Source organism: Streptomyces sp. NPDC028910, assembly GCF_055564955.1.
In genome coordinates, this window is sequence record NZ_JBVHVF010000010.1 from 164,235 (window position 1) to 176,254 (window position 12,020).

A 12,020-nucleotide genomic window follows, 5' to 3' on the forward strand; every position below is an offset into this window, starting at 1 on the left:
GCTCCGTGCGCTTCCCGCGCCTAGAAGCACTTCTCGCCGTCCAGGCTGACGTCCAGCTTCATGCCCTTGAGCCGGAAGTTGCCGCCGGTCGCGGACCAGGCGTGCGACTTCACGCCCACCACCTCGATGTTCCCGGCCTGGAGGCCGAACTTGCCCGGTTCGCCCTTGACCCCCTCGACCTGGTCCAGGGTCGAGGCGTCCCGGCCGATCTGGGCCGTGCCGAAGGTGGCGTCGCCGTCGAGGTCCTCGCCGTCGATCACCAGATTGCTGGCCGTGACCTCCCCGGCCGGGCCGCCGGCGGTCAGCTTGAAGACCACCGTGCCGAGCGGGGTGCCCACCTCGGCGGCTTGGCAGATGTCGGTGAGGGTGGCCTCGCCGATGCCGAGCAGTGCGACCGGATGCCCCTTGCCGTCGACGGAGCGGTCCGTCTGCACGTAGGAGGCCAGGCCCTTGCTGCTCAGCTTGGAGGAGGAGACCTGGAAACTGGTCCCCGAGACGGCGAAGGAGGCGGCGAGCGCGCCCTGCGCCATGACCATGGCCAGCGCGCCGACGGCGACGACCGCGGGCATGGCGACGGCTGCCGCCTTCTTCCAGTGGACCCGGCCCTCGGCGGGCCGTCCGATGCTCTTGCCGGTGGGCATGTTGTTCCTCCCGTACGTCGTCCAGTGCGCAGGGGAAGTGCGAAACGAGCTCGGCACGCAGGTCTGCCATACTGCGGGCATCCTGTGGCAGTTCGAGGCTAGGGCTGAATTTGAATATTAGTCAACAGCGCGGAACGACCGGGCGATCGCAGGTTCGCAGGGCCGAACTCATAGCGACCGGGCGCAAGTTGTTCGCCGACACCTCGTACGACGCGCTCTCCATGGACGACATCGCCAAACAGGCGGGCGTAGCCAAGGGGTTGATCTACTACTACTTCAAGAGCAAGCGCGGCTACTACCTCGCCATCGTCGAGGACTCCGTGGCCGAGCTCGTCGCCCGGGCCGGCGGCGAGAGCGACCTCCCCGACGCGGAGCGGGTCCGCCGCACCATCGACGGCTACCTGCACTACGCCGAACACCACCACGCCGCCTACCGCACCATCGTCACCGGGGGCGTCGGATCCGACGCCGAGGTGCTCGCCATCCGCGACGCCGTACGCGAGGAACTGGTTGCCACCATCGCCGAGGGCGCGTACGGGCACCGCGCACTCCCGCCGATCGCCCGGCTCGCCCTCGTCGGCTGGCTCTCCGGGGTCGAAGGGATCACCCTGGAATGGATCGGCGGCCTGCACGCCCCGGACCAGCCGGGGCGCGCCGAACTCGGGGCCCTGCTGGTGCGCCAGCTGCGGGCGACCTTGACGGTGATCGAGGAGTTCGTCCCGGAGTGTCCGGCACCTCCTGCCGCCGAAGAGCCGTTCGACCAGCTCGATGATCTTGCCCCGGTGACGGGAAGCCCCTGATCGGGCATACTCAAGCCGCCGCAGCCGCTGAACAGCCCCTTTCGTGACCCGGAAGGGCAGCATCGGCTGTGAGAGCCCGAGACCCGGCGGCGCGTCCCACACCTCGCGCGTCGCCGCCGTGCCCGAGATGGAGGAGAGCGCCGCCATGAACGACCGCGCCCCGCAGCCGGTGGACCGACAGCTGCCCACCGAGGAGTCCCGCGACCTCCTCGCGCTCGTACGCGAGATCGCCCAGCGGGAGATCCGCCCCCGGGCAGCCGAGGAGGAGGACTCCGGACGCTTCCCCCGAGAGGTCTTCACCCTGCTCTCCGAGGCCGGGCTGCTCGGTCTCCCGTACCCCGGGGAATTCGGCGGCGGCGAGCAGCCGTACGAGGTCTACCTCCAGGTCCTGGAAGAGCTGGCGGCGGCCCGCCTGACCGTCGGCCTCGGCGTCAGCGTGCACTCCCTGGCCTGCCACGGCCTCGCCGGCTACGGCACCAAGGAGCAGCAGGGCGCCCACCTGCCCGCGATGCTCGGCGGCGGCCTGCTGGGCGCCTACTGCCTCTCCGAGCCGGCCGCCGGCTCCGACGCCGCCTCGCTCAGCACCAAGGCGGTGCGCGACGGCGACGACTGGATCATCACCGGCACCAAGGCCTGGATCACCCACGGCGGGGTCGCCGACTTCTACACCGTTCTCGCCCGTACTGGCGCCGAGGGCCCCAAGGGCATCACGGCCTTCCTGGTGCCCGGGGATGCGGCGGGCCTGAGCGCGGCCGTGCCCGAGAAGAAGATGGGCATGAAGGGCTCGCCCACCGCCCAGCTGCACTTCGACGGCGTACGGGTGCCGGACGCCCGCCGCATCGGCGAGGAGGGCCAGGGCTTCACCATCGCCCTGGCCGCGCTGGACGCGGGGCGCCTGGGCATCGCCGCCTGCGCCATCGGCGTCGCCCAGGCTGCGCTGGACGAGGCGCTGACGTACGCGCTGGACCGCAAGCAGTTCGGGCACCCGATCGCGGACTTCCAGGGTCTGCGCTTCATGCTGGCCGACATGGCCACCAAGATCGAGGCGGGCCGGGCGCTGTACCTCGCGGCGGCGCGGCTGCGGGACGCGGGCAAGCCGTTCTCCCGGCAGGCGGCGATGGCCAAGCTGTTCTGCACGGACGCGGCGATGGCCGTCACCACCGACGCGGTGCAGGTCCTGGGCGGCTACGGCTACACGGCGGACTTCCCCGTCGAACGCCTGATGCGCGAGGCGAAGGTGCTCCAGATCGTGGAGGGCACCAACCAGATCCAGCGCATGGTCATCGCCCGCCACCTGGCGGGTCCGGAAACGCGCTGACGGCAGTCCGCGGTGGCAGCCGGGGCCCGGGCGGTATCGGCTCCCGGGCCGGACGGCCGACGTCGAGGACGTCGCCGGATCCGGTGCCGCCCGAAGCCGGTGCCGCCCGGCGCCGGGCCCGCGAGCGGGCGTGGTTCCACCGGCACGCCGCCCGTGCGGACGGCCCGGGCCGGGGGCTCCCGGGCCGGACGATGGCCGTCGAGCGGCGGACGTCAAGCGCGTCGAGGAACTCGGCGCCGCCGGCGACCGGCCTCCAGCGAGCGTGGTTCCACCGGCCGCCCGTGCGGCTCGGACGGTGTGCCGAACGGGGACCCAGGCGGGCCCGGCGGGGGCGATCCCTCGTGGCGGCGGCCGCCGCACGGGCAGAAATCGGGAGACCCACGGGGCCGGCGGCGGGCACGATGCCCCCATGGACCGCAGACAGATCAGTGCCATCGCCCACACCGACCACCCCATCGCCGCTCCGCTCAGCGACGACTCCGTGCGTGCACTCCTCGACCGGGCCCTCCCGCGCGCAGACGCACGACTCCTCGACCTCGGATGCGGGGCAGGCACCTGGATCGCGCGCGCGTCGGCCGCTCGCCCCGGTCTGCGCGCCGACGGCGTCGACATCGACGCCGGCCTCATAGCCGCGGCCCGGACCACCGCCGCCGACGCGGGGCTCGGTGACCGGATCGCCCTCCATGCCCAGGACGCCCGGGAGTTCACCTCCCCGCACCTCTACGACACCGTCCTCAGCATCGGCGCCACACACGCCTTCGGCGGCCTGCTGCCCACGCTGGAAGCGGCGCGCCGGCACCTCGCCCCGGGCGGCAGCATCCTCCTCGGCGCGTGCTTCTGGGAACGCGAACCGGACCAGAAGACGCTCGACGCCGGCTTCGCCGTCGATGACTACGACGACCTCGCCACCACCGTCGACCGCATCGTGGCCGATGGCTGGACACCCCTCTACGGACACGTCAGCAGCCTTCGGGAATGGGACGACTACGAGTGGTCCTGGACCGGAAGCCTGTCCCGGTGGGCCCTGGAGCACCCCGAGCACCCCGACAGCGGCGCAGCCCTCGACGCGGCGGGCGACCACCGCGGCGCGTGGCTGGGCGGCTACCGCGGCACGCTCGGATTCGTCACCCTGCTCCTGCGCCGGACGACCTGACGCAGCACGTCCGTCCTGAGCGGCCTAGCTAGTACAGCCCGCTGCTGGTGGTGGGCCAGACCGGGGAGGACGTGAGCCGGGACCACTCCGGGTCGCGCCGGCCGGGCAGGGTGCGGCCGGCGTCGGCCCACCGGGCCAACAGATCGCGGTAGATCGGCGGATCAGGCATCGCCTGGCTCTGTTGCTCACGCGGGTGCTGAACCGATTCTTCGCCACCCGGCGGCGTCGGCCGGCGCCTTCGGCCCGTTGAAGCCTGAAGCATGGTCATGCACGGCCAACGCGGAAGCGAAGGGGCGGGTAATCACCCCCGGGGTCCGGGTATCCGTTCGAGGCGTCCCCGGGGGCGCGGGCCCCGCGCCCTCAGCGCGGCGGGCCGGTGTGCCGGAGCGTGCCCGACGTCTGGTCCCGGGCGCGGTTTCTGACGTACCGTCATATTCGCTCGAGCCGCCCCGAAGCCGCCCGCCCGCCCAGGAGGTCCGCCATGCCCGCCGACCGGCCCGTCGCCCTCGACGAGTACCCCGTCCATCAGGCCCCCTTGTCGATGAAGCACCTCGTCAGCGGCGACCGCAACGCCTACGACCGCTGCATCTTCCACGTCTTCGACCACGCCGGCCGCGCCGTCCTCATCCTCGGCCTCGGCGTCTACCCCAACGCCGGGGTCATCGACGCCTACGCCACCCTCCGCGTCGGCGACGAGCTCCTCGCCGTCCGCGCCTCCGACGCCCTCACCGACGATCGGATGAACCTCTCGGTGGGACCCCTGTCCATCACCGTCGACGTCCCGCTCCAGCAGCTCACGCTGCGCTGCGCCCCCGACCCGGCCGACCCGCACGGGCTCTCGTACGACGTCACCTGGACCGCGGAGTTCCCCGCCGTATGGGAGCCCCACCACGTCCAGCGCCGCGGCGACCGGCTCATGCTGGAGGGCCGCCGCTTCGTCCAGGCCGGCAACGTCACCGGCACCATCCGCGCCAAGGGAGAGGAGTTCACCCTCACGCCGGGGGAGTGGACCGGCACCCGCGACCGGAGCTGGGGCGTGCGCCCGATCCCCGGCGAGGACGGTGGCCGCGCCGCCGAGGAGCACCGCCCCGAGGGTTTCCACTGGCTCTGGATCCCGGTCCGCTTCGAGGACCGCTTCGTCATGGTCATCGCCCAGGAGGACGCCGACGGCCACCGCACCCTCAGCGAGGCCGTGCAGGTCTTCCCCGAGGGCAGCGGCCGCCACGACGTCCAACTGGGCTGGCCGCACACCGACATCCGCTACCGGCCCGGCAGCCGGCACCCCGAGAGCGCCGTCGTCCACCTCACCGACCCGTCCCGCAAGCCCCTCGAACTGGTCGTGGAGGTACTGAACTCCTCCCCGCTCGCCGTCGGCGCCGGCTACCCGCCCGCCGGTGACTGGCAGCACGGCACCTGGCAGGGCCGCGGCTGGACCGACCGCCGCGTCTACGACCTCTCCGACCCCGCGGCCCACCCGATGGCGGCCTACGGGGTCACCGACCACTCGGCGCGCTTCACCCTCGACGGGCAGACCGGCCACGGCATCTTCGAGCACGGCAGCTTCGGCCGCCACGACCCGAGCGGTTTCACCGACTACTCCTCCGTCGCCCAGTAGGGAAGGGGCTCACCCATGGCAACCGCACCACGCCCGCGCACCTCCACCCGAGAGCCCGAAGAGCTCGGCCGGCGCCTCGCCGCCTGGCTGGACGCCCGGCTCCCCGGCGCGAAGGTCACCAACATCTCCGTCCCCGGATCCAACGGGATGTCCAGCGAGACCCTGCTCTTCGACATAGAGCACCCCGACACCCCGCTCCGCGCCTGCGCGCTGCGGCTCGCCGCCGACCCGGCCGCCTACACCGTCTTCCCGGCGTACGACATGCCGCGCCAGCACCGCGTGATGCGCCTGGTCGCCGAGCACACGGACCTGCCCGTCCCGCCCGTGCAGTGGCTGGAGGAGGACCCGGGGCCGCTGGGGGCGCCGTTCTTCGTGATGGCCCGCGCGGAGGGCCGGGTCCCGCCCGACGTCATGCCCTACACCTACGAGGGCAACTGGCTGCACGCCGCGACCGACGCCGAACGCGCCGAACTCCAGGAGGCCACCATCTCGCTCCTGGCCCGCCTGCACGACCAGTTCCCGGCCAAGGAAGCCGAGTTCCTCCTGCCCGATAGCGAGGGCACCCCCCTGCGCCGGCACGTGGACGCCCAACGCGCCTACTACTCCTGGGTGGTGGGCGGACTCGCCCCGTCCCCGCTCATCGAGCGGGCGTTCGCCCGGCTCGAGGAGCTGTGGCCGGCGGACGAGGGCCCCGCCGTCCTCAACTGGGGCGACGCCCGCATCGGCAACGTCATCTACGACGGCTTCACGCCGGTGGCCGTCCTGGACTGGGAGATGGCGGCGTACGCCCCGCGCGAGGTGGACCTCGGCTGGACCGTCTACCTCCACCGGTTCTTCCAGGACCTCACCGTCGGCTTCGGCCAGCCCGGCCTGCCGGACTTCCTGCGCCGCGAGGACGTGGAGCGCCGGTACGCCGAACTCACCGGCCACACCCCGCGGAACATGGAGTTCCACACTCTCTACGCCGCCCTGCGGCACGGGATCGTGATGCTGCGCATCGCCTACCGGCAGGCGCACTTCGGCGAGGTCGAGATCCCGGCCGACCCCGACAGCCTGATCCTGCACCACGCCAGCCTGGCCGCCATGGTGCAGGGAACGTACTGGTAGCGGCGTAGCGGCGTAGCGGCGTAGGACTAGCGAGGGAAGCGGAGCGCCCGGGCGACCGTCAGGCCGCCTGCGCGTGCTGCTGTCGCGTCTGTGCCTGCGGCTGCGGCAGGACGGGGCTCACCACGCGGACCGGACGCGAGCCCGGACCGCCGACGTGCGAGAACGGCTGCGTCCGCCAGTCCAGCCCCTGCGGCAGGGTCGCGAGCATCACGGACTCGACCTCCTGCGCCTCCACCGGCTGGATCATCCCCACCGTGGGCAGTGCGTCCGTGGCGGGCCGCCCGGTGCCCGCGCACACGGTGAGCCCGAAGGGGTTCCACGGGGTCAGGCAGAGTGCGTGCTGCGGCAGGTACTCCTCGTCCGCGACGAGGGCGATCGACTGGCCGCAGTCGGGGCAGATCGCGTGGTGGATCTCGAACCCCTCGCTGTCCTCGAGGTATTCGCCGTACTCGGTGTTCCCGCCGCCCCCGCCGCCCCCGCCGCCCCCGCCGCCCCCGCCGTCCTCGGCGTCCTCGGCGAACGTGCCGTCCCCGGAATCGAGCGGTTCCAGTGACTCCGGTTCGGTGCGGCCGGCGCGCTTGGTGTTCAGCATGGATGTACTCCCCCTTGGGTGGGCCGGGCGGGCAGGTTCTGCGGCCTCGGCCACAGCAACCACTTCCCGTCGAGCGTCACGAGTAACCACAACAGACCGCCCCGCACTTGCATACCCCTGTGGCCTTGGTCACATGCCTGCCGCAGATGCCGCCAGTGGGTGGACAGCACTGGGCCTGGAGTGCCCTTGGGCCTTAAGTTGAGCGGCTATGAGCGCAATGGAGGAGCTGGACCGTCAGATCGTGGATCTGCTCGTGCGGGACGGGCGGATGAGCTACACGGATCTGGGCAAGGCCACGGGACTGTCCACGTCGGCAGTCCATCAGCGAGTACGCCGCCTGGAACAGCGCGGGGTGATCCGCGGCTATGCGGCCGTGGTGGATCCGGAGGCCGTCGGCCTGCCGCTGACGGCGTTCATCTCGGTCAAGCCCTTCGACCCGAGCGCCCCGGACGACATCGCCGACCGGCTGGCCGGCGTCCCCGAGATCGAGGCCTGCCACAGCGTCGCCGGCGACGAGAACTACATCCTCAAGGTCCGCGTCGCCACCCCCCTGGAGCTGGAAGACCTCCTGGGCCGGCTGCGCGCCCTCGCCCACGTCTCCACGCGTACGACGGTCGTCCTCTCCACCCCGTACGAGGCACGCCCGCCCCGCGTCTGATCCCTGTCCACGGCCCCTCGCACCGCTCGGCCCCGGGGGTCCGGGGGTCCGGGGCCCGCTCCGCTTCCGGGCGCAGGGGCGGAGCCGGAGAGAGCTGCCCTGCCGGGGCCCGCCCCCACCCGTGTCCACCCGGGCCCGGCGCACACGCGAGACTTGTCCCATGACCGAGCGCGCGACACCCGCCCCCACCGACCCCACCCGCACCGTCCTCCTCCGCGGGGGCGAGGTCCACAGCCCCGCGGACCCCTTCGCCACCGCGATGGTCGTCGAGCGCGGCCACATCGCCTGGGTCGGTTCCGAGGGCGCGGCCGACGCCTTCGCGCAGGGCGTGGACGAGGTCGTCGACCTTGGCGGGGCGCTCGTCACGCCCGCCTTTACCGACGCCCACGTCCACACCACCTCCGCAGGCCTGGCCCTGACCGGGCTGGACCTCACCGGCGCGCGCTCCCTGTCCGCCGCGCTGGACCTCGTACGCGCCTACGCCGCGAGCCGTCCGGCCGACCGGGTGCTCCTCGGGCACGGCTGGGACGCCGCCCGCTGGCCCGAGCGGCGCGCGCCGCGCCGCGCCGAGCTCGACGAGGCCGCCGGCGGCCGCCCGCTCTACCTCAGCCGCGTCGACGTGCACTCGGCCGTGGTCACGACGGCCCTGCTCGGCCTCGTCCCGGGCGTGCGGCCCGAGGGCGACCTGCCGTTGACCGGTGACGACCACCACGCCGTACGGCGGGCCGCGCTCGCCGCCGTCACCCCCGCCCAGCGCGCCGAGGCCCAGCGGGCAGCCCTCGACCGGGCCGCCTCCCTCGGCATCGGCTCCGTGCACGAGTGCGGCGGGCCCGACATCTCCTCCGCCGAGGACTTCACCGGCCTGCTCGCCCTGGCCGCCGAGCGGCCCGGCCCGCGCGTCTTCGGCTACTGGGCCGACCGGGACCTGGAGCTGGCCAGGGAGCTGGGGGCCGTCGGAGCCGCCGGTGACCTCTTCGTCGACGGCGCCCTCGGCTCGCACACCGCCTGCCTGCACGCCCCGTACGCCGACGCCCCGCACACCGGCACGGGCTACCTCGACGTGCGCGCCGTCACGGAGCACGTGACCGCCTGTACGGAGGAGGGCCTCCAGGCCGGTTTCCACGCCATCGGCGACGCCGCGATCACCGCCGTCGTGGAGGGCGTCCGGGCGGCCGCCGAGAAGGTCGGCCTGGCCCGCGTCCGCGCCGCCCGGCACCGGGTCGAACACGCCGAGATGATGACGCCCGCCGCCATCGCCGCCTTCGCGGAGCTGGGCCTCACCGCCTCCGTGCAGCCCGCCTTCGACGCGGCTTGGGGCGGCGAGGAGGGCATGTACGCCGACCGGCTCGGAGTCGAGCGCGCCCGCACCCTCAACCCGTACGCGGCCATGCTCAAGGCCGGTGTCCCGCTGGCCTTCGGCTCGGACGCCCCCGTCACCCCGCTCGACCCCTGGGGGACCGTCCGCGCGGCCGCCTTCCACCGGACGCCCGGGCACCGCATCTCCGTACGGGCCGCCTTCACCGCCCACACCCGGGGCGGTTGGCGGGCGCTGGGCCGCGACGACGCGGGCGTCCTCGTACCCGGCGCCCCGGCCGACTACGCGGTCTGGCAGACCGGCGAACTGGTCGTCCAGGCCCCTGACGACCGGGTCGCGCGCTGGTCCACCGACCCCCGCTCGGGCACCCCCGGACTGCCCGACCTGACCCCCGGATCCGAACTGCCGGTGTGCCTCGCCACCGTGGTCGGCGGGCGGGAGGTATTCGTACGCCCACAGGGGTGATCCGGTGGGCCTGGGTTCGGTGCGGGCGGTCGGACCCGGATAAGTTCGGCCGGGTCCACCACAGGACGTCCGTGCCGGACGGATCCGTCTGCTCAGCGCGCCCGCGCCTCGGGGGCGAGGGAAGGTTTCGCCGGGCGGCGGGTGGCCCCAGGTCGGGGCCTGGCGGTCCAGTAGACAACGGTCACGGCGGCCCGCAGCCAGCGGGCGTCTGACCGGCCCGAAGGACCGCCGGCCCCGACCACTGTTCTAAAGTCATCCTCTGCGACCAGACGTACAGGACGTGCGAGAGCACAAAGGGGACTCAGTGAGCGACGGCGGACAGCGGACCTACGGGCCGCTCGGTACAGCCTTGGTGATCATTCCGACCTACAACGAGGCGGAGAACATCGGGCTGATCGTCGGCCGCGTCCGCGCGGCGGTGCCCGAGGCCCACATCCTGGTCGCGGACGACAACAGCCCCGACGGCACCGGCAAGCTCGCCGACGAGCTCGCCATCGGCGACGACCACGTGCACGTCCTGCACCGCAAGGGAAAGGAAGGGCTCGGCGCCGCCTACCTGGCGGGCTTCGTCTGGGCCCTGGAGGCCGGCTACGGCGTGATCGTCGAGATGGACGCCGACGGCTCGCACCAGCCGGAGGAACTGCCCCGCCTGCTCACCGCCCTGGCCGGAGCCGACCTCGTCCTGGGTTCCCGGTGGGTCCCGGGCGGCCGCGTCGTCAACTGGCCCAAGAGCCGCGAGTTCCTCTCGCGCGGCGGTTCGACGTACTCCCGGCTGATGCTGGACGTCCCGATCCGCGACGTGACCGGCGGCTACCGTGCCTTCCGCCGCGAGACCCTGGAGGGCCTGGGCCTGGACGAGGTGGCCTCCGCGGGCTACTGCTTCCAGGTCGACCTGGCGCGCAGGGCCGTGCAGAAGGGTTTCCGCGTGGTGGAGGTGCCCATCACGTTCGTCGAGCGCGAGTTCGGCGACAGCAAGATGAGCAAGGACATCGTGGTCGAGGCCCTGTGGCGGGTCACCCAGTGGGGCATCAAGGCCCAGGCCGCCAAGCTGATGGGCAAGGCCCTCGGCAAGCACGACGCCAAGCCGGGCGACGCCAAGCCGGGCGACGCCAAGCCGGGCGACGCCAAGCCGGGTGGCGGCAAGCCGGGCGGTCGGGCCTGACCCCTAGGGGGTGTCCGGTCCCTCCGGCTGAGGACACTTTTACGCGGCCCCAGGCACACTGGTGGGTATGACGACCGGCACTGGATCACTGGGACAGGGCACTTCGAGGGCCCCGCGGCGGCGCTCGCCCGCCCGAACCTTCCTCCCCCTGGCGGTCGCCGCCTGGCTGATCCTGGAGATCTGGCTGCTCAGCGTGGTCGCGGACGCGGCCGGCGGGCTGGCCGTGGCCGCGCTGCTCGCGGGTGCGATGGTCCTGGGCGCGGTGGTGATCAAGCGGGCCGGGCGGCGCGCCTTCAGGAACATGGCGAACACCTTCCAGCAGGCTCAGCGGGGGCAGCAGCCCACCCCGCAGCAGCCCGGCCGGGGCAACGGCCTCACCATGGCGGCCGGTCTGCTCCTGATGATGCCGGGCCTGCTCTCCGACGTGGCGGGCCTGTTGCTCCTGCTCCCGCCCGTGCGGGCCTGGATCGGCCGCAGGGCGGCCCGCTCGCTGGAGCGGAAGATGGCCTCGGCTCCCGCCGGCACCTTCGGCGACGCCTTCCAGCAGGCACGCATCCACCACCCCGACGGCAAGATCGTCCAGGGCGAGGTCGTTCGCGAGGACCGGCCCGGGCAGCACGACGGCGGGCCGGACACGACCCACCGCCCGCCGCTGGCCCCGTAGGAGAAGGCCCCGTAGGAGAAGGCCCGGACCCGGACACAAGCCGAGGGGCCCCGCCACACTGTGGCGGGGCCCCTCGGCTTGTGTGTCGTCCGGCTGCTAGGCGGACTTGCGGCTGTCCCGCGGATGCACGGCAATGTTCATGGCGCCGGAACGCAGGACCGCCAGCCTTTCGGCCAGCACTTCCTCGAGCTCCTCGCGGGTGCGTCGCTCCATGAGCATGTCCCAGTGCGTTCGCGCAGGCTTGCCCTTCTTCTCTTCGGGCCCATCCCCGTCCACCAGGAGTGCCATGGCGCCGCACGCCTTGCACTCCCACTCCGGCGGAATTTCTGCCTCAACCGAGAACGGCATCTCAAATCGATGTCCGTTCTGGCATGCGTACTCCACCGCCTGGCGCGGGGCCAGATCGATGCCGCGGTCCGTCTCGTAGCTGGTAACCACGAGGCGCGTACCGCGGAGAGCTCGCTCACTCATGAATCGTGCCTCCCGGGCTTGTCGCCCACAGGACAGGTGTCGCTGTCGTCGTCATCCGG

General features: G+C 72.9%; 13 protein-coding genes. 9 read left to right on the forward strand and 4 right to left on the reverse strand.

The features are described 5' to 3' along the window. Positions 1-20: 20 nt before the first annotated feature. The gene (locus tag ACZ4TV_RS15590; protein WP_468134862.1) at positions 21-569 is read right to left on the reverse strand and encodes a DUF6230 family protein; all 549 of its coding nucleotides are present in this window, start codon (positions 567-569) and stop codon (positions 21-23) included. 182 nt (positions 570-751) lie between these two features. On the opposite strand from ACZ4TV_RS15590, the gene ACZ4TV_RS15595 reads away from it, so the two are divergent. The 3 genes from ACZ4TV_RS15595 (at position 752) to ACZ4TV_RS15605 (ending at position 3,912) form a co-directional block, all read left to right on the forward strand. Beyond that, complete coding sequence (locus tag ACZ4TV_RS15595; protein ID WP_468134784.1) at positions 752-1,441, forward strand: TetR/AcrR family transcriptional regulator; 690 nt, start codon at positions 752-754, stop codon at positions 1,439-1,441. Between the two features lie 145 nt (positions 1,442-1,586). Further along, entirely contained in the window at positions 1,587-2,759 is a 1,173-nt protein-coding gene (locus ACZ4TV_RS15600) for an acyl-CoA dehydrogenase family protein (RefSeq protein ID WP_468134786.1), read from the forward strand. A 409-nt stretch (positions 2,760-3,168) separates the two neighbouring features. Next, positions 3,169-3,912 (forward strand): SAM-dependent methyltransferase, encoded by a 744-nt coding sequence (locus tag ACZ4TV_RS15605; RefSeq protein ID WP_468134788.1) that lies wholly within the window; start codon positions 3,169-3,171, stop codon positions 3,910-3,912. A 28-nt stretch (positions 3,913-3,940) separates the two neighbouring features. Here ACZ4TV_RS15605 and ACZ4TV_RS15610 read toward each other — a convergent pair whose 3' ends face one another. After that, complete coding sequence (locus ACZ4TV_RS15610; RefSeq protein WP_351157425.1) at positions 3,941-4,081, reverse strand: hypothetical protein; 141 nt, start codon at positions 4,079-4,081, stop codon at positions 3,941-3,943. 312 nt (positions 4,082-4,393) lie between these two features. Between ACZ4TV_RS15610 and ACZ4TV_RS15615 the strand changes: the two genes are divergently transcribed. Together ACZ4TV_RS15615 and ACZ4TV_RS15620 are read left to right on the forward strand one after the other, a co-directional pair. Continuing rightward, positions 4,394-5,527 (forward strand): Rv3169 family protein, encoded by a 1,134-nt coding sequence (locus ACZ4TV_RS15615; protein WP_468134790.1) that lies wholly within the window; start codon positions 4,394-4,396, stop codon positions 5,525-5,527. Positions 5,528-5,542: 15 nt separating this feature from the next. Further along, positions 5,543-6,634 carry a phosphotransferase family protein gene (locus tag ACZ4TV_RS15620; RefSeq protein ID WP_468134792.1) on the forward strand — a complete coding sequence of 364 codons (1,092 nt, stop codon included), beginning with the start codon at positions 5,543-5,545 and terminating at the stop codon, positions 6,632-6,634. 58 nt (positions 6,635-6,692) lie between these two features. On the opposite strand, the gene ACZ4TV_RS15625 is transcribed toward ACZ4TV_RS15620, so the two are convergent. Next, positions 6,693-7,226, reverse strand: coding sequence for a hypothetical protein (locus ACZ4TV_RS15625; RefSeq protein ID WP_468134794.1), 534 nt, complete (start codon positions 7,224-7,226; stop codon positions 6,693-6,695). Between the two features lie 217 nt (positions 7,227-7,443). On the opposite strand from ACZ4TV_RS15625, the gene ACZ4TV_RS15630 reads away from it, so the two are divergent. The 4 genes from ACZ4TV_RS15630 to fxsA all read left to right on the forward strand — a co-directional run bounded on the left by ACZ4TV_RS15630 (position 7,444) and on the right by fxsA (position 11,490). After that, positions 7,444-7,884 carry an Lrp/AsnC family transcriptional regulator gene (locus ACZ4TV_RS15630; RefSeq protein WP_030011705.1) on the forward strand — a complete coding sequence of 147 codons (441 nt, stop codon included), beginning with the start codon at positions 7,444-7,446 and terminating at the stop codon, positions 7,882-7,884. A 160-nt stretch (positions 7,885-8,044) separates the two neighbouring features. Beyond that, a complete protein-coding gene (locus ACZ4TV_RS15635) occupies positions 8,045-9,664 on the forward strand; it encodes an amidohydrolase (protein ID WP_468134796.1) in 1,620 nt (539 codons plus the stop codon). A gap of 304 nt (positions 9,665-9,968) precedes the next feature. Beyond that, a complete protein-coding gene (locus ACZ4TV_RS15640) occupies positions 9,969-10,826 on the forward strand; it encodes a polyprenol monophosphomannose synthase (protein WP_468134798.1) in 858 nt (285 codons plus the stop codon). Between the two features lie 67 nt (positions 10,827-10,893). Next, positions 10,894-11,490, forward strand: coding sequence for an FxsA family membrane protein (gene fxsA / locus ACZ4TV_RS15645; RefSeq protein WP_468134800.1), 597 nt, complete (start codon positions 10,894-10,896; stop codon positions 11,488-11,490). A gap of 96 nt (positions 11,491-11,586) precedes the next feature. Here the strand turns inward: fxsA and ACZ4TV_RS15650 are convergent, their stop codons facing one another. Continuing rightward, positions 11,587-11,961 carry an RNA polymerase-binding protein RbpA gene (locus tag ACZ4TV_RS15650; protein WP_007262928.1) on the reverse strand — a complete coding sequence of 125 codons (375 nt, stop codon included), beginning with the start codon at positions 11,959-11,961 and terminating at the stop codon, positions 11,587-11,589. Between the last annotated feature and the right edge of the window lie 59 nt (positions 11,962-12,020).